Source organism: Ruegeria sp. HKCCE3926 (assembly GCF_017872515.1).
Classification (GTDB): Bacteria; Pseudomonadota; Alphaproteobacteria; order Rhodobacterales; family Rhodobacteraceae; genus Ruegeria.
The window spans coordinates 163,520-184,764 of record NZ_JAEDOU010000001.1 but is presented as its reverse complement, the minus strand read 5'-3'; the positions used below and the strand labels follow the sequence as shown (position 1 = coordinate 184,764).

Annotated in this window: 20 protein-coding genes; 9 read left to right on the top strand and 11 right to left on the bottom strand. The window is 60.1% G+C overall.

All coding sequences use genetic code 11. The features are described 5' to 3' along the window. Positions 1–29 precede the first annotated feature (29 nt). Positions 30–734 (top strand): DUF374 domain-containing protein, encoded by a 705-nt coding sequence (locus tag I9184_RS00920; RefSeq protein WP_171722794.1) that lies wholly within the window; start codon positions 30–32, stop codon positions 732–734. Here the strand turns inward: I9184_RS00920 and I9184_RS00915 are convergent. From I9184_RS00915 to I9184_RS00895, 5 genes are all read right to left on the bottom strand, one after another. Further along, entirely contained in the window at positions 731–976 is a 246-nt protein-coding gene (locus I9184_RS00915; protein ID WP_152458904.1) for a MoaD/ThiS family protein, read from the bottom strand. The genes I9184_RS00920 and I9184_RS00915 overlap by 4 nt on opposite strands. After that, complete coding sequence (locus I9184_RS00910) at positions 969–3,224, bottom strand: xanthine dehydrogenase family protein molybdopterin-binding subunit (protein ID WP_209832340.1); 2,256 nt, start codon at positions 3,222–3,224, stop codon at positions 969–971. Before I9184_RS00910 ends, I9184_RS00915 begins: the two co-directional genes overlap by 8 nt. Next, the gene (locus I9184_RS00905) at positions 3,224–3,703 is read right to left on the bottom strand and encodes a (2Fe-2S)-binding protein (RefSeq protein WP_209832338.1); all 480 of its coding nucleotides are present in this window, start codon (positions 3,701–3,703) and stop codon (positions 3,224–3,226) included. The genes I9184_RS00910 and I9184_RS00905 overlap by 1 nt, the downstream gene beginning before the upstream one ends. Then, positions 3,700–4,566 carry a xanthine dehydrogenase family protein subunit M gene (locus I9184_RS00900; protein WP_209832336.1) on the bottom strand — a complete coding sequence of 289 codons (867 nt, stop codon included), beginning with the start codon at positions 4,564–4,566 and terminating at the stop codon, positions 3,700–3,702. Before I9184_RS00900 ends, I9184_RS00905 begins: the two co-directional genes overlap by 4 nt. 125 nt (positions 4,567–4,691) lie before the next feature. Then, positions 4,692–7,904 (bottom strand): reductive dehalogenase, encoded by a 3,213-nt coding sequence (locus I9184_RS00895; protein WP_209832334.1) that lies wholly within the window; start codon positions 7,902–7,904, stop codon positions 4,692–4,694. 75 nt (positions 7,905–7,979) lie between these two features. Between I9184_RS00895 and I9184_RS00890 the strand changes: the two genes are divergently transcribed. Next, positions 7,980–8,882, top strand: a complete 903-nt coding sequence (locus I9184_RS00890; protein WP_209832332.1) for a LysR family transcriptional regulator — start codon at positions 7,980–7,982, stop codon at positions 8,880–8,882. Here the strand turns inward: I9184_RS00890 and I9184_RS00885 are convergent. Further along, positions 8,873–9,724: a LysR substrate-binding domain-containing protein gene (locus I9184_RS00885; protein WP_209832330.1), complete on the bottom strand. Its 852-nt coding sequence runs from the start codon at positions 9,722–9,724 to the stop codon at positions 8,873–8,875. The two genes, I9184_RS00890 and I9184_RS00885, sit on opposite strands and share 10 nt — an antisense overlap. Positions 9,725–9,827: 103 nt before the next feature. Here I9184_RS00885 and I9184_RS00880 point away from each other — a divergent pair, with 103 nt between their 5' ends. Next, the gene (locus I9184_RS00880; RefSeq protein ID WP_171634230.1) at positions 9,828–10,529 is read left to right on the top strand and encodes an SDR family oxidoreductase; all 702 of its coding nucleotides are present in this window, start codon (positions 9,828–9,830) and stop codon (positions 10,527–10,529) included. A 2-nt stretch (positions 10,530–10,531) separates the two neighbouring features. Here the strand turns inward: I9184_RS00880 and I9184_RS00875 are convergent, their stop codons facing one another. The 3 genes from I9184_RS00875 to I9184_RS00865 all read right to left on the bottom strand — a co-directional run bounded on the left by I9184_RS00875 (position 10,532) and on the right by I9184_RS00865 (position 13,857). Beyond that, entirely contained in the window at positions 10,532–11,803 is a 1,272-nt protein-coding gene (locus I9184_RS00875; protein ID WP_209832328.1) for an FAD-binding oxidoreductase, read from the bottom strand. 190 nt (positions 11,804–11,993) lie between these two features. Further along, a complete protein-coding gene (locus tag I9184_RS00870; RefSeq protein WP_171228939.1) occupies positions 11,994–13,151 on the bottom strand; it encodes an acyl-CoA dehydrogenase family protein in 1,158 nt (385 codons plus the stop codon). Positions 13,152–13,293: 142 nt separating this feature from the next. Next, complete coding sequence (locus I9184_RS00865) at positions 13,294–13,857, bottom strand: TetR family transcriptional regulator (RefSeq protein WP_171634241.1); 564 nt, start codon at positions 13,855–13,857, stop codon at positions 13,294–13,296. 292 nt (positions 13,858–14,149) lie between these two features. Here I9184_RS00865 and I9184_RS00860 point away from each other — a divergent pair, with 292 nt between their 5' ends. Both I9184_RS00860 and I9184_RS00855 read left to right on the top strand, forming a co-directional pair. Further along, the gene (locus I9184_RS00860) at positions 14,150–14,614 is read left to right on the top strand and encodes a nuclear transport factor 2 family protein (protein WP_171634244.1); all 465 of its coding nucleotides are present in this window, start codon (positions 14,150–14,152) and stop codon (positions 14,612–14,614) included. A gap of 12 nt (positions 14,615–14,626) precedes the next feature. Next, positions 14,627–15,247, top strand: a complete 621-nt coding sequence (locus tag I9184_RS00855) for a pyridoxamine 5'-phosphate oxidase family protein (RefSeq protein ID WP_171634247.1) — start codon at positions 14,627–14,629, stop codon at positions 15,245–15,247. Positions 15,248–15,637: 390 nt separating this feature from the next. Here the strand turns inward: I9184_RS00855 and I9184_RS00850 are convergent, their stop codons facing one another. After that, positions 15,638–16,333 carry a THxN family PEP-CTERM protein gene (locus tag I9184_RS00850; RefSeq protein WP_209832326.1) on the bottom strand — a complete coding sequence of 232 codons (696 nt, stop codon included), beginning with the start codon at positions 16,331–16,333 and terminating at the stop codon, positions 15,638–15,640. 256 nt (positions 16,334–16,589) lie between these two features. Continuing rightward, positions 16,590–17,249 carry a TetR/AcrR family transcriptional regulator gene (locus I9184_RS00845; protein WP_171722789.1) on the bottom strand — a complete coding sequence of 220 codons (660 nt, stop codon included), beginning with the start codon at positions 17,247–17,249 and terminating at the stop codon, positions 16,590–16,592. A gap of 65 nt (positions 17,250–17,314) precedes the next feature. Here I9184_RS00845 and I9184_RS00840 point away from each other — a divergent pair, with 65 nt between their 5' ends. The 4 genes from I9184_RS00840 to I9184_RS00825 are packed head-to-tail and all read left to right on the top strand — an operon-like array spanning position 17,315 to position 21,220. After that, on the top strand, positions 17,315–18,631 hold the full coding sequence (locus I9184_RS00840) for an NAD(P)-binding domain-containing protein (RefSeq protein ID WP_209832324.1): 1,317 nt from the start codon (positions 17,315–17,317) through the stop codon (positions 18,629–18,631). Continuing rightward, a complete protein-coding gene (locus tag I9184_RS00835; protein ID WP_171722787.1) occupies positions 18,628–19,530 on the top strand; it encodes a bile acid:sodium symporter family protein in 903 nt (300 codons plus the stop codon). Before I9184_RS00840 ends, I9184_RS00835 begins: the two co-directional genes overlap by 4 nt. Further along, entirely contained in the window at positions 19,527–20,459 is a 933-nt protein-coding gene (locus I9184_RS00830; RefSeq protein WP_209832323.1) for an SDR family oxidoreductase, read from the top strand. Before I9184_RS00835 ends, I9184_RS00830 begins: the two co-directional genes overlap by 4 nt. Then, positions 20,456–21,220, top strand: a complete 765-nt coding sequence (locus I9184_RS00825) for an SDR family NAD(P)-dependent oxidoreductase (protein ID WP_171634261.1) — start codon at positions 20,456–20,458, stop codon at positions 21,218–21,220. The genes I9184_RS00830 and I9184_RS00825 overlap by 4 nt, the downstream gene beginning before the upstream one ends. Positions 21,221–21,245 lie beyond the last annotated feature (25 nt).

Below are 21,245 nucleotides of genomic sequence, written 5' to 3'. Positions count from 1 at the left end.
CAAGGTCCGGTCAGCAAAAGGAACCCCGTGTGAACCTCCGCAAGAAGATCGCAGACAGCGAAGCCGTGCTGAACTGGGTGGCCCGCCGGATCGCCACTTACATTCGATTGGTCAACCGCAACACACGCTGGCAGCGCATCGGATACGAAGAACTGGATCAGCTGGCCGAACAAGGTGAACCGGTCATCGTCGTGCTGTGGCATCAACGGCTGGCGCAGTCGCCCTATTTCTTCCCGCTGGACAAGGGGCGCATCTGTTCGATCACCTCCTCTGCCCGGGCGGGCAGCATGGTGGGCCGAGTACAAAAGCTGTTTGGCATGGACACGATCGCCATGGCCAGCAACACACGCCACGTCGCCTTGTCACGTCAGGTTCTGGGCAAGATGAAGCAGGGTATCTCTATTGGGATCGCGGCAGATGGTCCGCGCGGGCCCGAACGGGTTCTGTCGACGGTTCCGTTGGTGTGGGCGCGCACCTCGGGCAAGCGTGTATTCGGTATCACCTTTTCCACGAAACATGGTCGCGAAGCGGGAACCTGGGATCACCTTCTGATGCCCCGCCCCTGGCGAAATGAAGGCGTGTTTCTGTGCCGGGAATGGACTGAAACAGTGCCCCGCAAGGCCAGCGAAGAGGAAATCGAGACCCTGCGCCTGAGCCTGGAGCAGCACATGAACGACATCACGGCAGAAGCTGACCGGATGGTCGGGCGCGAGCCCTGGTCACCTGACGCCTAACCGCCCCTGAGACGTTGCATCAGATAGACTTCACTGCCTTCGGGAATCGGCTCGGTAAGCCCGGTGGCTATGACGCGCCCGTCGATCGCGATGGAGACCCCTGCATCAATGGGGGCCTGCAACTGTGGGTGGGCACGGACCAAAGCCCGTAATAGCTCTCCGGTGGTTTTGGCCTCGACCTCAACCACTTGCTGGCCCCCGGTCAGTGACCGGAGGCCGGACCAAAGGTGGACCTCAACCATTTTCTTTCAGGGCCGCCAGAATGCGCGGCGGAGACATCGGCAGTTGCTTCATCCGAACACCCGCCGCATTGGACACCGCATTGGCAATGGCGGCCAGGGGCGGCACAATGCCCGTCTCGCCCACGCCGCGCACCCCGAACGGGTGGCCCGGGTTGGGCACTTCGACGATCACCGTGTCAATCATCGGCAGGTCACTGGCAACGGGAATCCGGTAGTCAAGAAAGATCGAGTTCTGCAACCGGCCATCTTCGCCATAGATGTATTCCTCGTTCAGTGCCCAGCCGATGCCCTGTGCGGCGCCACCCTGAAACTGCCCTTCCACATAAGTCGGGTGGATCGCCTTGCCGGCGTCCTGAATGACCGTGTACCGGGTGATCGATGTCTTGCCGGTTTCCGGGTCGACCTTGGCATCGACGATATGGGTGCCAAAGGATACGCCCGCGCCTTCGGGGGTTGCTTCGAAATGGCCCGAAATCGGGCCTCCGGTCGATCCCATATCCGCCGTGATGTCGGCCAAAGGCATCGGGTCGAAATCCCCCGCATTAGGCCCCGAGGGCACCGCGCAGCCGTCTTCCCATTTCACCGCATCGACCGGGATGCCCCACTTGGCCGCCGCACGTTCGCACAGTTTCTCGACCGCGTGTCTTGCGGCCTTGATCGTCGCGAGGCCCGACGCGTAGGTCACGCGCGAACCATGGCTCACGTCGTTGTAACCCAGCGTCGCCGTGTCGGCGATGGTCACGCGGATATTTTCATACGGAATGCCCAGAACCTCGGCCGCCATCAAGGCCATGGATGCGCGCGACCCGCCAATGTCGGGTGTGCCGACCATCAACTGCGCCGAACCATCCTCGGACAGTGCCAATGAGACGCTGGTCTCGCCCCCGTGGTTGAACCAGAAACCGCAGGAAACCCCGCGCCCCTGACCCGGCTTCAGCGGTGCCGCGTAATGGGGATGCGCCTTGGCAGCCTCAAGCGTTTCCATCAGACCGATGCGTTCGTAGGTCGGGCCATAGCTGGCCTTCGTGCCCTCATGCGCGGCATTTTTCAGACGCACATCAATAGGATCAAGGCCCAGCTTGTTGCAGAGCTCATCAAGGACGGATTCAACGGCGAAGGCGCCCATCGGAGCGCCCGGCGCGCGGTACGCGGCCTGTTTCGGACGGTTCGACATCACATCGTAACCGATCTGCTTGACGTTGGTCAGGTTGTAGGGCGCAAAGGCACACATGGCCGTCATATCGCCCGGGGCGCCGGGGAAGGCCCCGCCTTGCAGACGGAAGACACCCTGCGCCGCCGTGATCGTGCCGTCTTTCTTCATGCCGATCTTCACGTCCATCGACGCCGAAGAGGTCGGCCCGGTGGCACGAAAAACTTCGGACCTGGTCATCACGATCTTGACCGGACGGTTGGCCTTGCGGCTGAGCGCCAGCGCGACGGGTTCGATGAACACCGTGGTCTTGCCGCCAAAACCGCCGCCGATTTCAGACGCCGTGACGCGCAGCTGAGAGGTTTCGATTCCCAGCAGCGCCGCACAGGTCTTTTGCGCGATCCAGTGGCCTTGGGTTGTGCACCACAACTCGCCCTTGCCGTCATTGCCCAGCATGCCCAGGCAGGCATGCGGTTCGATATAGCCCTGATGGGTCGCCTCGGTGACAAAGCTGTCTTCGATAACCAGATCGGCCTCGGCAAAGCCCGCCTCGACGTCACCGTGACCGCTTTCGTGATAACGCACGACGTTCGGGTGCATCCCTTCCGGCACCGAATAATCCGCAGCACCTTCCCGGATCACCGGCGCATCCGGGGCCATCGCTTTGTCCACATCGGTGACGTGCGGCAGCACCTCGTATTCGACCTCGATCAGTTTCAGCGCATCACGTGCCGCCAAGGCAGATGTGGCCGCCACCGCAGCTACCGCGTGCCCGTCATAGAGCGCCTTTTCCCCCGCCATGACATTTTCCAGCACATTCCAGAATTCGCCTTCAAGCCCGGGCTTGAACGGGACATCGGCGAAATCGGCGCGGGTCACGACGGCTTTGACGTCCTTCAATGCCTCGGCTTTCGAGGTATCAATCCTGACGATCCGGGCATGGGCATGGGGTGAGCGCAGAATTGCGCCGTGCAACATACCGGGGGCCGAGATATCCGCACCGAACTTGGCCCGGCCCGTCACCTTGTCCAGACCGTCAGGGCGATCGGGGCGGGTGCCAACGAAGGTGAAGTCAGTTTTGCGATCGTCCAGAGCCATTATGACGCCTCCCGCATCTCAGCCGCCGTGTCCATCACGGCGCGAATGATCTTGTCGTAACCGGTGCAGCGGCATAGGTTGCCCGCCAGCCAATAACGCGTTTCTTCCTCGGTCGGATAGGGGTTCTTCTCCAGCAGCGACTTCGCCGCCACCAGAATGCCCGGGGTGCAGATGCCGCATTGCAGCGCGGCGTATTCGATCATCTTCTTCTGCAACGGGTGCAGGATGTCACCATCCGCAATCCCTTCGACGGTTTCGATCTGCTTGCCTTCGGCCTCGACACCCAGCATCAGGCACGAGCACACCAGACGGCCATCGACGGTGACCGAACACGCGCCGCAATCACCGGTGCCGCAGCCCTCTTTGGCGCCGGTCAGGTTCAGTTTGTCGCGCAAACAGTCCAGCAGGGTTTCGCGCGGGTCGCACAGGTATTCGACTGCGTCCCCGTTCACGGTGGTGGATACGTGGAGCTTGCTCATGCGTTTTCTCCCTTCGCGCGGGCATAGGCGATCTTTGCGGCACGTTTGGCCAGAACGCCGGCGACTTCGGTACGGAATGCGATCGTACCTCGTTTGTCGTCGATCGGATTGCAGGCGGCGGACGCGGCCGCGGCCAGTGCGTCAAGGGCGGCATCGTCCAAAGTGCTGCCGATGATCGCGTTGGCACAGTCTTCAACCAACAGAACGGTCGGTGCCACGGCACCCAGCGACACGCGCGCCTCTGTGATGACTTCACCGTCCAGACGGAGGTTCACACCTACGCCCACCACCGCAATGTCCATTTCGGTACGGGGGATGAACCGCAGATAGGCGTCGCCCCCATTCTTGCCTCGGGCAGGGATGTTGATGGCCGAGATCAACTCGCCCTTCGCCAGCGAGGTCTTGCCGGGCCCGGTCGGGATGTCCTCGACCGCAACGTCACGCGTGCCATCGGGGCCGGTTACGGTGACGGTCACGCCTGCGGCCACCATGGCGGGCACGGAATCAGCCGCAGGTGAGCCATTGCACAGATTGCCCGTCAGCGTCGCGCGGCCCTGAACCTGAGTTGAACCGATCAGGTCCATCGCCTCGACCACACCGGGCCAGTCGCGGCCAAGCTCGGGGTGCTCGCTCATCTCGGCGCCGGTGACGGCCACGCCGATCGTCCAACTGCCGTCGGCATTGCGGGTGATGTCACGCACGCCGTCGATCTTCTTGATGTCGATCAGCGTATCGGGCGTCACCAGTTCCGAGCGCAGTTGCACCAGTACATCCGTACCGCCCGCCAGAAAACGTGTGATGCCCGTCGCGTTCGCGGCCAGAGCCGAAGCTTCGGCAAAGCTGGCAGGGCTGTGATAATCCATGAAGCTACCTCGTACCTGTTGGTCAGGAATATCTGGGTTCGCGGCGACGTTAATTCACCCCTCGTCCGGCGTCCATGGGCCGAGCGATCAAAATTCAACTTCCAAATGTCGCTTTTGGACAGGGTTCAGAGATCGATCTCGATCACCCCATCAGGTTCCGCCGCGCGGCTTTGGCACAGGATCATGGCGCCTTCGCGCTGTTTGCGGGACAAAACGAAATCCCGATGCTCGACCTCGCCCGAGATGACACCGCATTTACAGACGCCGCAGATGCCGTCTGCGCATTTCACATCCACATGAATACCGGCTTCGTTCAGAACTTGCGCCGCGTCCTTGTCTGCGGGCACGGGCAGTGTCCGGCCCGAACGCGCAAGCTTGAGCTCAAACGCGTGGTTTTCATATTCAGGCGTTTCAGGAACCGAGAAATATTCCAGGTGACGCGCCTCTTCGGGAAAGCCCTGCTGCTCGGCCGCCTGAACCACGCCGTCCATGTAACGATCCGGCCCGCAGGTATAGACATGCCATCCATCCCGGTAGCCGGACAGAATTACATTCAGGTCGGCGCGGGTGCCTTCATCCGAGAAATGGTAATGAACGCGATCCGCCCAGGGCATGGCGGCCAGATCATCCAGATACCCCGCCCCGCCCCGTGTGCTGGCCGAATAGTGTAATTCGAACTCGCGGCCCAGCGCATGCAGACGATGGGCAAATGCGATCATCGGGGTGATTCCGATGCCGCCACCCATGAGGAATGTTCTGGTGGCCCTTTCATCCAATTCAAAGTGGTTGATCGGATTGGACACGAAAACCTTTCGGCCCTCGGAAAAGATGCGATGCAACAGCGCGGACCCGCCGCGCCCGTCATCCTCGCGCAGCACTCCGATCTGATATTTCGTACGATCCGACGGGTCGCCGGACATGGAATATTGCCGCAGGAATTCCGGCGCGACCAGAACGTCCAGATGTGCGCCCGCTGTCCATCCCGGCAGGGGCGCACCGTCCAGCGATGCAAATTCGTATTTCGTGACATCCGCCGTCATCTTTTCAACCTTGGTCACGGCGACCCGCATCACGGGCGCATCACCGGCGATCTGATAGCGATGGATGATCGACATGTCCCCGCTTGCCTTGCGGGCCTTGTACTCGTCAGCCGTCACCATGGCCTCATAGGCTGCAATCCCGGCCTCTCGGTCCATTGCAAAGGGATAGGGCCATGGGTGCGGAGCCAGATAAGCGGGATAGACGGCCAGGGTCTGATCCTCATATTTCAGGTCCAGATCCTTTTGCAGATCGCGCCGGTTCAACGGGTGCGTCGTAGGGCGATAGGCGCCGTCGGGCTGCAACTCGATATCCCACCACCATTTCTTGGTGTCGTTCAGCCCGCCATTGCCGACCGCATCGTCCAGCCTGGCCAGCGCGGGCGCGGCGGTGGGGATGTTCATCGCAGCCCAGCGGAACGGGCGTTCAGCGAAGAGGCCTTCGAGGTTCCACGGGCAGGTCTTCATGCAGCGCCCGCACATCGCGCCGCCCGGGGTCGTCACACGGTACGTGGCGCATTTCTGGCTGTCGGATTTCCAGATTTCGTAACCGTTGAACATCAGCTTCGGTCCGGCGGTGATCGCGCCCGAGGGACATTCGCGGGCGCATTTGTTGCAGGATTCGCAAAAGGTTTGCAGGCCGAAATCGATGGGTTTGTCATACGCCATCGGCATGTCGGTCGTCACCACGCCTGATTTCAGGCGCGGGCCCAGATAGGGGTTCAGGATAACTTCTCCGATCCGGCTGACCTCACCCAACCCCGAGAGCAGCAACAGCGGCGGTTGCAGCACCTCGCCATCCATAACCGTATGCGCCTTGGCCTTGTAGCCCAGGTTGCGGATCTGCTGGGCAATCACGCCGCCCAGCAGTGAAAAGCGCAGATAGGCGCGCATGGATTGGGCGACGCTGATCCAGTCGTCACCGCTGGCCCCTTCCATCGTTTCATAGCCCTGATCGATGATCATGCTGATGGCCTGATCATGCGGCGGCACGATTTCTTCGCCCGTGGCGTCATGAGAATACCACGCCCATTCCGGGCAGCGGCTGAGGCCCACCGCATCGACCCCCAGGAAATAGGTCGCCGCCTTGATGTTCGCCGCATTGCGCTCGGCATCGGTGGATCCGGCGACCTCGGCGCTTTCACCATCCTGCAACAGAACGAATGCACCCAGCGCGCGACGCTGGGCAAAGCTGGGCGCGGCCTTGCGCACGTAGTACCCGCCTTTCGCGGCGTCCTGCAATGACTTGCCCATGTCGCCGAACTGGGCGCGGGCGAACATGTCGGCGCGCTTGGGAACGCGGGCCACATTCTCTTCGTCGATATAGGTTGTCGGAGCCTCGACCCGTTTGAGCTTTTCGAAGGGATGGGCCCCGTCCACATAGCGTCGTTTGGCATATGGGTCACGGTTGAGGGCGTTCTTGGCAAATCCCGTGCCCAGCCACCATGCCGGACCTTGGGTCCGAAACCACGGCTGTTGCGGCATGGGCCTCAGCGGCCGGTCATGCGCGATGGGCATCTCGGTCGTCACGGCAGCAAGGCCAAACCGGGTGCCCAGCCAAGGCGCAACCAGCTGGTCGCCCTCGACCGAGGCCAGACCGGCGGCCATGGCCAGCTTGCCCAGATCAACTTCGGACGACATCATGCTGTGCGCGCGGGCGTCAAAACCCAGCAGTCGGATATAGTTGGCGATGACCACGGCATTCTCGGTTGCCAGCAGGCAGGCACGATGATCCTGCGCGTCGATGATCCAGTCCGCACCGGGTTCGGAAGGGTCAGGGTCGCGGTTGTGTTCGTAAAGAAAGACGATGGCGTGACGGTGGTCGTCAATCGGCTTGGGCGCGGCCTCCATACTGTCTTTCAGATCGGCCATGATGAGATCGATCCCAGAGGCCAGCGTTTTGGTCTGGCGCGTGCGCAATGCGTGGGCAAGCCGGTCGATATCGGGGTTGCGGCGTGGTTCCTCCAGCAGTGCATCCGACGGCAACGGCCCACAGCCCATCATCGATGCGTCGTTGAAATACCCAAATGCCTTCAGATGGTTGGCGCGCTCCTGCGGATCTGAGGGGATCTCGGATGCAATCGGGTTCACCAACCCGTCGCGGATCGCGTCCAGCATCGCCTGAAACTCGCCCATGGCGTTGACGATGCTGTAGGGCCGTTCCGGCCGGAGGAAACTCAGTTCGCCCATGGCGGGCACGCGCGACAAATCCGGCATGGTATCTTGTCGGGTCAAACGCTCCAACGGGTATCGCCCCATGTGAACGGGCCGGTTCTTGTCCGAGAAAAAGCGGAATCCCATTATGCGCCTCCTGTTGCCACTCATCCCCTACCCCGTCATGGACAGCGAAACCATTCATGCATAATCATAAGCGGTATGAAGAAAATCGATTTCACTGATCTCGACGGCAAGGTTCTGCGCACCTTTCTGACCATTCTCGAGGAAAGCTCGGTTTCGAAAGCTGCGGATCGGCTGGGCGTCACGCAATCGGCCATCAGCCACACGCTCGCCAAGCTCCGGCTGGTGCTGGGCGACCCGTTGTTTGTTCGGTCCGGTCAGGGCCTGACCCCGACCGAGCGCGCCTTGTCTCTGAAGGAGCCCGCACAAAAGGTGCTGGACGGAATGCGGGCGCTGACCGAAGGGCGGCCGTTCGATCCGCAGTCTGAACAGATCAGGATCCGCATCGCCACCAATGACATGCCGCGCGAGTTGATCTTTCCGCAGCTGTTACGAGAAACACGTGCCGAAGGCGCGGGTCTGCGGCTGGAATTCATTCCTTCAGGCGTGCCCGACCCCGAGCTGCTGCGCAGTGACAGATGCCAGTTGATGCTGACCCCGTTGCCACCGGATGGGCCGGATATCTTTCAAAAACGCCTGATGACCAGCCCGCTGATGCTGTTCTATGACGCCACACAGCGCACGCCGCCGGACAGTTGGGACGCCTATTGCAACTGCGATCATGTCGAGGTTCGCTTTGCCGATGGCCGCAATGCCCGCGCCGTCATGCGTGGCGTCGATCAAAGCCAGATCAGGCCAGCGGTGGTGACCTTGCCGCATTTCAACGCCATCCCGGCCTTCATACTGGGCAGCGACCTGATCTCGACCGACACGGCGCTGATGAAACAGGGCCCGCTGGCCATGCTGGATTGCGCGCCACTGCCGTTCGAATGCGCGCCGGTGTCGATCTACATGGTCTGGCACCAAAGGTCGGCCAATGACCCGGCACATCGCTGGTTGCGGGCCCGGATCGAGGCGATCGCCGCGTCTCTTCAGACCTGAGACAACAGCCAGTCGCGCATGATCCTGACCAGTTGCGGCTGGCGCGGCTTGCGGGGCGCAACCACGTAAAACCCCAGATCTGCAACCAGGACATCCGCAAGCGGCTGAACAAGACGGCCCGAGGCCACCTCGGGCGCGACAAGAGGCGCATTGGCCAGTGCTATCCCCTGCCCCGAAACTGCGGCATCGATCGCAAGGCTGGTCTGGCTGAAGCTCATCATTCTGGGTTTTCCGCTTACCCCCACCCGTTCAAGGAACAAGGGCCACAATCCGTGGGTGTCGTTCAGCAGCACTTGCGTCAGCAGATCAGAAGAGGTGCTGATTCCGCCCGCAACAGAAGGGCTGCATACCGGGATGAATTCGGTCGAGAACAAAGGCACCGCCTCCAGTTCCGCCGCAAACGGCGCCCGACCCTGCCTGACTGCAAGATCGACGCCATCCGAACTGAAATCCGCCAGACGCTCGCGCGCATCCACCTGAACCGAGACGTCCGGATACAGGTCCGTGAAGCCCGACAAACGCGGCACCAACCATTTCGAGGCAAAGCTGGGCGTGACCGACAATGTGATCCGCCGGTCCGGAGACAAGTCGGCCACAGCCTCTTCGATCAACCTGAAAGCACGTCGCAGGGGCGCGTAAAACCGCCGCCCGGCATCCGTCAAGCGCAACCCGCGCGGCAGGCGGTCGAACAGAACCTCGTTCAATCGCGCCTCAAGCCCGCGCACCTGCTGCGCCACGGCGCCCTGCGTCACGCCCAGCTCTTCGGCGGCCAGTCGAAAGTTCAAGTGACGGGCAGAAGCCTCGAAAGCGCGCAAGGCGTTAAGGGGTGGAAGGGCGGTCATGCTGTTATCCTGTAGATTTTCTACAGAATAGAGGCAGCAGAACTGATTGGTCAAACCACTGTCCGACGGCCATCTTGGGATCAACTGAAAACGGAGATGTCAGATGGAAAAAGTAGCACTTATAACGGCGGGCGGCAGCGGCATGGGGGCGGATTCCGCCCGGAGGCTGGCGGCGGACGGGTTCAAGGTCGGCATTTTGTCCTCCTCGGGCAAAGGGGAAGCTTTGGCAAAAGAGCTGGGCGGTGTCGGTATTACCGGCTCGAACCAGTCCACCGAGGATTTGCAGAAACTTGTCGATGCCGCCATGGCCCATTGGGGGCGTGTCGACGTTCTGGTCAATTCTGCCGGTCACGGTCCCCGTGCCCCGATCCTTGAATTGACGGATGAGGATTGGCACACCGGCATGGATGTCTATTTCCTGAACGCGGTGCGCCCAACCCGGCTTGTGACCCCGATCATGCAGGCGCAGGGAGGAGGCTCGATCATCAACATCTCGACCTTTGCCGCCTTCGAGCCGGATCCGGTTTTCCCGACGTCGGGCGTGTTCCGCGCCGGGTTGGCCGCCTTCACCAAGCTGTACTCAGACAAATATGCCGCCGAGAATATCCGCATGAACAACATTCTTCCGGGCTTCATTGACAGCCTGCCCGAGAAAGAAGAATTCCGCAGCCGCATTCCGATGGGTCGTTATGGGCGCAGCTACGACGAGATCGCCTCGGTCGTCGCTCTGCTCGCCTCGGAAGGCGGCGGTTACATCACCGGACAGAATATCCGGGTGGACGGCGGTATCACCCGGTCTGTCTGAACTTAGAACCGCGCCTTTACAAGATGCGTCAGCGCCGCGCCGGATTCAAAAAATGCGCGGCGCACGCGCGTCCAGTTTTCGCGGTGTTCCGACACGGCGGGAACCGGCAGAAGCGAGGGATCATCGGCCAGAAGGCTTTCGGCCATCAAGCGGCCGAACACCGTGCCCGGGCCGATGCCGCGACCGGAATACCCGTGTGCGGCCAAAGCGTTGGGGCCGATCTGCGTGATCTTTGGAATATGATCCGATGTCATTGCGATCCGCCCGTGCCACCCGTGTTCCAACGACTGGTTGGCCAATTGCGGATAGAGCTCGGCCAGCTTGCGCCGGACCCAACCGGAATGTGCAACCCGGCCGGCGTGTCCCAGATCCCCCATGCCGCCAATGATCATCCGCCCCGCCTGATCCAGCCGGAATGACGTCATGATCAGCCCGGTATCCCAGCACCCATCTTTCCGTGGCAGGATACTGGCGCGCAAATTGTCCGTCAGCGGGGCCGTGGCGTACTGGAAATAATAGACCGGCACATAGGCAGGCGCGGTATCCGGCAGCGCAAGATGATAGGCATTCGTCGCCTGAATGACCGATCTTGCCCGAACCGTCCCGCCCGGTGTCACCAGAACCCAGTGCCCGCCCTCATATGTCATGGTCTGCACGGGGCTTTGCGTATGTATCCGCGCCCCGGCCTGTGACGCCACGCGTGCCAAACCCACCGCATAGGCCAAAGGTTGAATGGTTCCTGCCCGTGGATCGAACAAGGCACCGTGAAAGGCCTGGCTGCCGGTGCGTTCACCGGCCTGGTCCGCCGACAACAGCACAACCGGCGCTCCGGCTTCGCTCAACTGCGCATGACGCGTATGCAGGTCCTTCAAACCCGACGCGGAATGAGCGCAATGCAGGGTTCCGTTGCGCACGGGCTCACACGCAATGCCATATTCATCGATCAAGGCAAACACATCCGCCGGCGCCTTGGCCAGCAAGTCGATCAAACGGTTCCCCGGTTCAATACCGATATGCGCCCGGATGTCATCCGGCGGCAGCCACAGCCCCGCATTGACCAGACCGACATTGCGCCCCGAACCGCCAAACCCGATTTCCTGCGCCTCGAGCAGGCAGACCGACGCGCCGGCGCGGGCAGCGGTCAAAGCCGCTGAACAGCCGGTGTAGCCACCTCCGATGACAGCCAGATCAACCGCTGCGTCAGCGGTCAGGGGCGGTGCGGGGACTGTCTCGGTGCAGGTGGTCTGCCAAAGTGATTGTTCGGGATCGTTCACGTCGGGCCTCTGAGTCTTGTCGGCGGATCATCATACCGACACCCCCCCTTTGCAAGCGGCCTTTTGACCCGTGCTGCGACAACGAAACAGGCCCGGCAGGCCCGGGCTTTGCCCGGGCCTGCCGGGCCCAACCGGAGGAGTCATTCCGTCAGGAATGAAGACGACGGGCGGGAGGGCCCGCGTGGTGGGCTCAGACGTCGAGCGATCGCGCGATCAGCTCTTTCATGACCTCATTGGTGCCGCCATAGATCATCTGCACCCTGGCATCCGCGTAAAGACGTGCAATCGGGTATTCCATCATGAACCCGTAGCCGCCGAACAGTTGCAGGCATTCATGCATGATCTCGTTCTGCACCTCGGACCCCCAGTATTTGGCCATCGAAGCAGTTGCCGCGTCCAACTCGCCTGCTTCCAGTTTCCCGATACAATCATTGATGAAACTGCGCAGAACCTCGGCCTTGGTCTTGCATTCCGCCAGTTTGAACCGGGTATTCTGAAAATCCATCACCCGCTGCCCGAAGGCTTTGCGTTCCTGCACGTATTTCACGGTTTCGCCGATGGCGAAATCGATCGCGCCCAGCGCCATGATCGCGATATTCAGCCGTTCCCACGGCAGCTGTTTCATAAGCTGATAGAATCCCTGCCCTTCCTCGGGGCCCAGCAGGTTTGTCATCGGCACTTTGACATCTTCGAAAAACAGTTCGGCAGTGTCATTGCCCTTCATGCCCAGTTTCTTGAGGTTCCGCCCCCGGCGAAAACCTTCACACCCGTCAGTTTCCACCACGATCAACGAAACGCCGCGTGCGCCAGCGGTTTTGTCGGTCTTGGCGGCCACGATGATCAGATCCGCAGTCTGTCCGTTCGTGATGAAGATTTTGGACCCGTTCAACCGGTAGGAGTTGCCGTCCTTCTCGGCAGTCGTCCGCACCGCCTGCACGTCCGAACCGGTACTGGGTTCGGTCATTGCCAACGCGCCGACCAATTCACCCGACGCCAGTTTGGGCAACCACTTCTTCTTCTGATCTTCGCTGCCATACGCGGTGAGATAGTGGGTCACGATCGACTGAATGCCATAACCCCAACCCGCATCACCCCGCGCGCCCTGTTCGTAGGCCGTGATGGCGTCAAAGCCCATGCCGCCGCCGACGCCGCCATATTCTTCGGGGATCGCACCCGCCATCAGCCCGGTTTCGCCGGCCTTGCGCCAGAAATCGCGATCCACAACGCCGTTTTCAACCCAGGTTTCGATATTAGGCGACAGTTCGTCATCCATGAACCGACCCGCCATATCCGCGAACATGCGGTGTTCATCAGTGACCCATGCCGCAGTCGAAGTGAAAAGTGACATTGAACGCCCTCCAATCGGTCTTTCCGGAAAAGGCTAGCGCCGTGTTCGGTTCACGCCAATCCTTGTGACGCCGCGTCCCTTTGCGGAACAACGCAACGTTCCCTGGCCTACGATGTCAGAGAATACCTATTGGCTGGCGGGGTTAAGTCAGTGCTTTGGCCAAAAGGTGCTTGGCCGCATCCTTGGCGTCTTCCGCCGGATCGCAGTTCTTGAGCAGAACGGCGGAAACAATGGCTCCTTCTTGCAACAACACGATCTGACTCGCGAGCTTCCGAGGATCATGCGCGCCGGCCTGCTGGGCTATGGCCGTGAAGTGTTCCAGCAAAAGCTGTTTGTGTTCGGCGGCCTGTACATGGATCGGGTGATCCTTGTCCTGATACTCGGCCCCGGCCTTGATGAACATGCAGCCCCGGAACCCGTCCTCTTCGAACCACTCTTTCAGGGCATCGAAACTGACGATGATCTGCTCGGCCGGTGTTTCCGCCATCTCGTCGATGCGCTGAAAGAACCAGTCGCGAAAGTTCTCATCCCGCAAGCGCAGCGCGGCGACGATCAGGTCTTCCTTGGTGCGGAAATGCTTGTACATCGACGTCTTGGACACGCCTGTTTCCACGACCAGCTTGTCCATGCCGGTTGCGTGAAACCCGTCGCGGTAAAAGACCTTCAGGGCCTTGCTGACCAACTCATCCCGTTTGTTTGGGCGCATGATTCGGCTCCATGGTGTACCGTTCTGTACATATTACCATGGAGCGTGAAGTACAATGACCCCAGGCCAAAGCGTTGTTTTGAAATAGTTTTACCAGGCGCCTTGTCTCACCATGAAATTTCCACTTGCAAAAGTTTACAGATCGGTACACTTTGCCTGTAAGTTAACCGATCTGTACACCCGAGGATTTGACCGATGAAACGTCGCGCCAGCATTTTTCCACCTCAGTACGTCCCCTTCCTTCTGACCATTGCTCTTCTTGCCGCCTCCCTCACCTGAAAGCCTTTGCGAAATGTCCAGAACTCCCTTGCCTCCCTTCACGTTGGAAACTGCCACTCAAAAAGTGCGCACGGCGGAAAATGCCTGGAACAGCCGCGATCCCGACCGCGTGACGCCCGCCTATACGGATGACAGTCAATGGCGGAATCGGGCTGAATTCCTGTCCGGCCATGCCGACATCCACGCCTTTCTGACCCGCAAATGGCGGAAGGAACTGGATTATCGCCTGATCAAAGAACTGTGGGTCTTTGCCGGAAATCGCATTGCCGTACGCTATGCCTATGAATGGCGCGACGACAGCGGTCAGTGGTTCAGATCCTATGGCAATGAAAACTGGGAGTTCGCCGATGACGGGCGCATGTCACATCGCCATGCCTCGCTCAACGATCTTCCGATAGCCGAAGATGACAGGCTGTTCCATTGGCCCTTGGGCGAACGCCCTCATGACCACCCCGGGTTGTCCGAACTGGGTCTTTGAAAGGATTTTCCAATGCCCCGCGCTTTTTCCGAACTGACCTTCACACCCGCAGTCCGCGCCCATCAAGAAAGGATGGGATCGGCCAGAACCTATGCCAAGTTCATTGCAGGTGGCCCGCGGCAAGGCCATCTGATCGGAGACCCCGAGAAAGAGTTCATTCAGGCGCGGGACGGGTTCTATCAATCCACCGTGTCCGAGACCGGCTGGCCCTATGTGCAGTATCGGGGCGGGCCGACAGGGTTTCTGAAGGTGCTTGGCCCTCAGACCATCGGATATGCGGATTTTTCCGGCAATAAACAGTATATCTCGCGCGGGAATCTGGACGGCAATGATCGTATTGCAATGATCCTGATGGATTACGCCAACCGACGCCGTCTCAAGATCCTTGGGCGTGTCGTGTTCACGGAAGGCGAAACAGCGGCCGCCACCCTTTACCCGGAAGAGGCCGAGGCACCGGCCGAACGGGCCGTGGTCATCCGCGTCGAGGCGTTGGACTGGAACTGCCCAAGCCACATCACGCCGCGCTTCACCGAAGCAGAGTTGCGCCCTCATCTGAACAGGCTGGGGCAGCAGTTGGCAGAGTTGCAGGCGGAAAACCAAAGGCTGAAACAGCAATTGGCAAAGTCAGGTTGACGTTTCAGCCCTCACAAAATTTACGGATATCAAGAGAAGGGAGTGTCGCAATGGTTCGCTCGGTCTTTCACCTCTCGGCGGCTTGCCTTGCCGGTACTGCTCTGATCATTCTGATCATCATGTTCGGTTTTTTCGCTTCACCCAGTGCGGTACGAACATCGCCGCCATCGGTATTCAGCAAGATTTTGTTCGAACACTTGCAGCAAGAATGATGACCGCGCGTCACCGCGACAGGTGTCCAACAAGCGCGCTTGTCGATTCCAACCAAAGCTATCAAGTCGAACCCAGGGGGCGCATGCGCTGTCAGGCTGAAAATCCTGGTCGAAAAAGATCGGCACAGTTCCGGGTCTGCTCTCACCACCAATAATGGTGAGAGCATTTAAAGCCAAATCAGGCCGTGCTGCGCTTTTTCCGACGCCCCATCACAAACAAACCGCTGATGCCGCCAAGAAGCAGCCAGCCAGCAGCGGGCAGCGGCACGGGGGCAATCGTGTATTCCCCATACAGCGTTGCGACGTTTTGCATGTTTTCCGTTGTGCTGAAGCCGTTAGAAATGGTGCTGCCGCCGTCCTGAGAGAAACCGAGGACCGAGAACACATAATTTTGTCCACGGAAATTAAAGCTTTGAGAGCCCAAATTGTTGGCAATGGTCACGATGTCATCACAAGGGGTGGAATCCGCCGGACAGTTCGCTGGGCGATTCAATGTCTCGTTATGCGTCAGGGCAAACGAAGAGGACACCAGAGGGCCACCGCTTATCAATATATCGACAAGAAGGTCGACCGAGCTCAGTGTTGTTCCAGTGATCGGGAAATTCAGATGCGAGAACTGACCCAGAGCAAATGCCGTTCCAGGCAACAGACCTGAAATTGGCGTGCCAGTTGGCGTGAAATCGTAACCACTTGAGCTGCTGCCACTTCCCCACCGAAGAGAAATCGTAGAACCAGAGGTGCTTTCAGTAACGCCGGAACTTGGATTTACGTTTTGCCAAGAGGGCGAGATGCTGGAAATGGTCAGCGCCGACGCACCGCTTGCAGCCATCACACCTGCAACAGCGATCGCAGCTATGTTTCGTATCAATGTCATGTGCCCACCTTACGTATGAATACTCGTTACAAACCACTCTGGGAAAGAGCAGCACAACAGGATCATATTCCTAGCTCAAACGCCACATTGACGCCACGTTTTCACCTCAATCAAGGCGAATGACGCCCCAAAGAGCGTCGAAAAGGACACAATCATCTAGTACGCGCCAATTGTCCAACTTTTGGAAACAGATACTTCGGATACAAGGCGCCAACTGAACGATTGAACACGCAACCGGGCACCGCGTGATGGTTCATCAATGGTCGGATCGTACCATTGCTTCGATACCGGCGGCGCAAAAGTCCACCAGACGCTCCATGCCTGATACGTCACCGCCCTGCGACAGGGCTTTGACCCGCCATCCGCTGTTGAGATGGGCCAGCATCGCCGAGACCGAATAAACCTGGCCACTTGCCAAAACCGCAGGATCGACATCCGGGTAAAGCGTGGCGATCTCGGTAATGAACAGCTGGGCGGTAGGGTCGAAACATTCCGCTGCGATATCGCGCCACCTGGGGTCAACCGATACGTGGGCCACCAACCGCCCATATGCCATCCATCCAGGCCCACCCGTTTCTGCCAGGTCCACATAGGGTCGGATAAAGCTGTCCAGAATGCTGTGAAGCGTCAGCGGAGCGACGGCCTTGGCCCTGTTCAACGCGTCGATCCGAAGTTGCGCCAGCGCGTCCGCGCGCCGCGCCACGGTTTTGTAAAACAATTCCTCCTTGCCACCACCATGATGGTGCACAAGACCAATCTGAACCCCTGCCAAGGCCGCGATATCCCGGATCGACGCACCCTCGAATCCCCGTTCGGCAAAGACGGTTTCAGCCGCATCCATGATCCGCGCCTTGGTTTCAAGCGATCGCCTGGACGGGGCTCTTTGCCTTGGTTTTTCGATGTTTTTTGGACTCATGAATTTCATCTTGCCTTATTTTGGTCGTTCGTTCAAGTTAAGCGTCACGAACTTCGGGAGGGTTCATGACACAGACGCGCAACGCATTCGCCCTGATCGGGGCGGGGCCGATGGGTTTGGCCGCAGCCAAGGTGCTGAAGGAACAGGGCATCGCCTTTCAGGGGTTCGAATTGCATTCGGATGTGGGCGGTCTGTGGGATATCGATGCCCCCAGATCAACCATGTATGAATCGGCGCATCTGATCTCCTCAAAGCGCATGACCGAATTCGAGGATTTCCCGATGGATGAGGCGGTGGCCGAGTACCCCTCGCACCAAGCGATGCGCGACTATTTCCGGTCCTTTGCCGATCGTTTCGGCCTGCGTGAAACCTACAGGTTCAATGCAGAAGTCACCCGGATCACTCCGCTAGGCAAATCCGGTGATGGTTGGCGTGTTGGCTGGCGGGACGCCCAAGGTGAACATCAGGCCGAATTCGCAGGGGTTCTGATTGCAAACGGCACCTTGTCGGAACCGAATATGCCCAGCTTTCCCGGCACGTTTGACGGCGAGTTGATCCATGCCTCGCAATATCGGTACCCCAGCCAGTTCGACGGCAAGCGTGTGTTGGTCGTGGGCGCGGGCAATTCCGGCTGTGACATTGCGGTTGACGCAATCCATCACGCAGAACGCTGCGATCTGTCGATGCGGCGCGGCTATTACTTCGTGCCGAAATACGTTTTCGGCAAACCGGCCGACACGATGGGCGGCAAGATCCGCCTGCCGATGTGGCTGAAGCGCAAGGTGGACAGCCTCATCCTCAGTTGGTTTGTCGGTGATCCGCAGAAATACGGCTTTCCCAAGCCCGATTATCAGCTTTACGAAAGCCACCCGGTGGTGAATTCGCTTGTCCTGTATCACGCGGGCCATGGCGACCTGCGCATTCGCCCCGATATCAACCGCCTGGAAGGCAAGACCGTGCATTTCAAGGACGGCACGCGCGCAGACTATGACATGATTCTCGCCGCGACCGGATACAAGCTGCACTATCCGTTCATCGACCAGGGCCTGCTGAACTGGCAGGGCGATGCTCCACATCTGTACCTGAACGCGATGCACCCCGAACGGGACGATCTTTTTGTGCTGGGCATGGTCGAGGCCACGGGTCTGGGCTGGCAGGGCAGGCACGAGCAGGCCGAAATGGTGGCGCGCTATATCAAAGGTCTTCAAAAGGGCTGCCCGGTGGCGGCCGATCTGAAATCCAAAAAACAAAAAGACTATACGCGCGCCACCGGAGGCATGAGCTATATCGATCTGCCGCGAATGGCTTACTACGTGGACAAGGCCACCTACAGAAAGGCTGTCACCGGATGGATCGAACGGCTGCGGAAAGCCGCCGTATGAGCGGTATCGACGAAATTACGCTGAATTTCAGCCCGGCCTCTCTGACGCTGTTGAATGCGATACTGGCGATCGTGATGTTCTCGATTGCGATCGATCTGACACCAAGGGATTTTGATCGCCTCAGGCGCGCGCCGAAGCCAGTGATCGTCGGGCTGGTATCCCAATTCCTGGTCCTGCCGGCGCTGACTTTTGCGCTTGTGTGGGTGACGGCCCCTCGACCGTCTATTGCGCTTGGGCTGATCCTTGTCGCAGCCTGTCCGGGGGGCAATATCTCGAACTTCATTACGCACCGCGCCGGTGGCAATGCGGCGCTGTCGGTGTCAATGACCGCCTTTGCCACCATCGGCGCGATTTTCATGACGCCCTTCAACATTGCGCTTTGGGGCGGGTTGTATCCGCCAACACGCGCGATCCTGCAACAGACCCAGATTGACCCGGTGCAAATCGCAATCCTTGTCGGGTTGATGTTGATCCTGCCTCTGGTCCTGGGCATCGCTCTGAACCAGCGCCGCCCGGCCCTGACCGCACGGTTGCGTGCGCCGCTGCAATACCTGTCGATGGGTATTTTTTCGGCTTTCATCTTACTTGCCCTGGGCGCGAACTGGGGGTTCTTCCTCAGCTTTGCCGGGGCTGTTGCCGGGCTTGTGATCCTTCACAACGCTCTGGCGCTGGGGGGCGGTTGGGTTGTGGCCACTCTGACCCGGCTGTCCCCTTTCGATCGCCGCGCCATCACCATCGAAACCGGCATTCAGAATTCCGGCCTTGGGCTGGTGCTGATCTTTGCCTTTTTTCACGGGCTGGGCGGCATGGCCGTGGTGGCCGCGTTCTGGGGCATCTGGCACGCGATCTCGGGGATTGCCCTGGCGTCGTTCATGGCCCGAACCGAGGCCGCGCGATGAGCCGTATCCTGATCACGGGCGCCGCCGGTATGGTCGGGCAGGCACTGTTGCCCGAACTCAAGGGGCACGATGTTTTTGCAACGGATATCAAACGCCCCGACAGCATGCCGGAAAACGTCCACTATCTGCCCTTGGATGTGACGACCGACGCGCCCGCGCGCGTGATCTCCAACGTGAAGCCTGATGTCATAGTGCATCTGGCCTCCATCGTGACGCCTGCGCCAAAAATGGAACGGGCGGCGGCATATGCGGTTGATGTCGAGGGCACCCGCAAGGTGGTGAACGCGGCCCTTGCCAACGGAGTGCGAAGATTGGTGGTCACATCCTCGGGTGCAGCCTACGGCTATCACCCGGACAACCCCGTGCCCCTGCGCGAGGATGATCCGTTGCGCGGCAACCCCGAGTTTCCGTATTCCGATCACAAAAGGCAGGTCGAAGAGATGCTGGCCGAGGTTCGCAGTGCCGCCCCCGATCTGGAACAGGTCGTGCTGCGCGTGGGCACGGTTCTGGGGGCCGGGTCCGAAAACCAGATCACCGCCCTGTTTCGCAAACCCCGCCTGCTGGCGGTCGTCGGCAGCGAAAGCCCGTTTGTGTTCATTTGGACGCATGATCTGGCACGCATCCTGAAGCGCGCGGCAACCGACGGGCCGGTTGGCGTTTACAACGTCGCCGGGGACGGCGCGATGGGCGTGACCGATCTGGCGCGTGCGATGGGGAAGCCGGTTCTGCGCCTGCCCGCTTGGGCGCTGAAATCGGCTTTGGCCGCTGCACGTCCGCTGGGTCTGTCCCGCTATGGGCCGGAACAGGTGCGATTTCTGCAATATCGACCGGTATTGGACAACACCGCCCTGAAATCCGACTTCGGTTACACTCCGAAAAAAACCAGCGCCCAGGTATTCTCGCTCTGGCAAAAGCAGGCGGGGCTATGAAGACGGCTGTCATATCCGGCGGGGCGGGCGGTTTGGGGCGGGCCCTCAGCCATGCTCTGCAAAGTCGTGGGTGGCGGGTGGTGCTGCTGGATCGCGATGTTTCAGGTCTGGACACCGGGCCGAACCAGTTGCCTGTTGGCTGCGATCTAACGGATCCCGACCAGCTTGCCAGGGCAACTCAAAAGGTGATCGCGACCAGCGACAGTATCGATCTGGTCATCTACAACGCCGGCGTCACGCAAATCAGGGGCTTTGAAAAGTCCGACGCGGCCAGCCACCGAACTCTGTTTGACATCAACTATTTTGCGGCCGTTGAAATGGCCCGCGCGTTCTTGCACCCGGTTCGGGCGTCAAAGGGGACACATCTGGCCATCTCATCGGTGGCCGGGTTTGCACCGCTTTACCATCGGACGGCCTATGCTGCCTCGAAACACGCGCTGGAGGGGTTCTTCAAATCGCTGCGCTCGGAAGAAGCCCCTCATGGCGTTGACGTTCTGATCGCTGCGCCCTCCTTTGTGGCCACCAACCCCGGCAACGCACAAGAGCAGGCGGATGGCACAGCGCGCCCCGGATCGGCGAAGGACGGGATGGACGAAATGAGCCCCGAGGCCGCCGCTGAAACGATCCTGCGCGGGCTGGACAAATCGCAGCCCATGATCCCGGTTGGCCGCGTGGCGCGCCTGTCCTGGTGGCTCAACCGTCTGTCACCGCGCCTCTATCAGCGCATGATGGAACGAAACATGCGCGGCTCGGGGCACTAAAAAAGCTGCCCCAGGCTCTTGACCT

What these genes read in the sequence shown, in the direction of transcription:
- I9184_RS00830 (WP_209832323.1), top strand. Translation starts at nt 19,527, where the DNA reads ATGAGCCGTATCCTGATCACGGGCGCCGCCGGTATGGTCGGGCAGGCA.
- I9184_RS00910 (WP_209832340.1), bottom strand. Translation starts at nt 3,224, where the DNA reads ATGGCTCTGGACGATCGCAAAACTGACTTCACCTTCGTTGGCACCCGC.
- I9184_RS00880 (WP_171634230.1), top strand. Translation starts at nt 9,828, where the DNA reads ATGGAAAAAGTAGCACTTATAACGGCGGGCGGCAGCGGCATGGGGGCG.
- I9184_RS00890 (WP_209832332.1), top strand. Translation starts at nt 7,980, where the DNA reads ATGAAGAAAATCGATTTCACTGATCTCGACGGCAAGGTTCTGCGCACC.
- I9184_RS00895 (WP_209832334.1), bottom strand. Translation starts at nt 7,904, where the DNA reads ATGGGATTCCGCTTTTTCTCGGACAAGAACCGGCCCGTTCACATGGGG.
- I9184_RS00825 (WP_171634261.1), top strand. Translation starts at nt 20,456, where the DNA reads ATGAAGACGGCTGTCATATCCGGCGGGGCGGGCGGTTTGGGGCGGGCC.
- I9184_RS00840 (WP_209832324.1), top strand. Translation starts at nt 17,315, where the DNA reads ATGACACAGACGCGCAACGCATTCGCCCTGATCGGGGCGGGGCCGATG.
- I9184_RS00845 (WP_171722789.1), bottom strand. Translation starts at nt 17,249, where the DNA reads ATGAGTCCAAAAAACATCGAAAAACCAAGGCAAAGAGCCCCGTCCAGG.
- I9184_RS00870 (WP_171228939.1), bottom strand. Translation starts at nt 13,151, where the DNA reads ATGTCACTTTTCACTTCGACTGCGGCATGGGTCACTGATGAACACCGC.
- I9184_RS00835 (WP_171722787.1), top strand. Translation starts at nt 18,628, where the DNA reads ATGAGCGGTATCGACGAAATTACGCTGAATTTCAGCCCGGCCTCTCTG.
- I9184_RS00865 (WP_171634241.1), bottom strand. Translation starts at nt 13,857, where the DNA reads ATGCGCCCAAACAAACGGGATGAGTTGGTCAGCAAGGCCCTGAAGGTC.
- I9184_RS00885 (WP_209832330.1), bottom strand. Translation starts at nt 9,724, where the DNA reads ATGACCGCCCTTCCACCCCTTAACGCCTTGCGCGCTTTCGAGGCTTCT.
- I9184_RS00900 (WP_209832336.1), bottom strand. Translation starts at nt 4,566, where the DNA reads ATGGATTATCACAGCCCTGCCAGCTTTGCCGAAGCTTCGGCTCTGGCC.
- I9184_RS00905 (WP_209832338.1), bottom strand. Translation starts at nt 3,703, where the DNA reads ATGAGCAAGCTCCACGTATCCACCACCGTGAACGGGGACGCAGTCGAA.
- I9184_RS00855 (WP_171634247.1), top strand. Translation starts at nt 14,627, where the DNA reads ATGCCCCGCGCTTTTTCCGAACTGACCTTCACACCCGCAGTCCGCGCC.
- I9184_RS00860 (WP_171634244.1), top strand. Translation starts at nt 14,150, where the DNA reads ATGTCCAGAACTCCCTTGCCTCCCTTCACGTTGGAAACTGCCACTCAA.
- I9184_RS00915 (WP_152458904.1), bottom strand. Translation starts at nt 976, where the DNA reads ATGGTTGAGGTCCACCTTTGGTCCGGCCTCCGGTCACTGACCGGGGGC.
- I9184_RS00850 (WP_209832326.1), bottom strand. Translation starts at nt 16,333, where the DNA reads ATGACATTGATACGAAACATAGCTGCGATCGCTGTTGCAGGTGTGATG.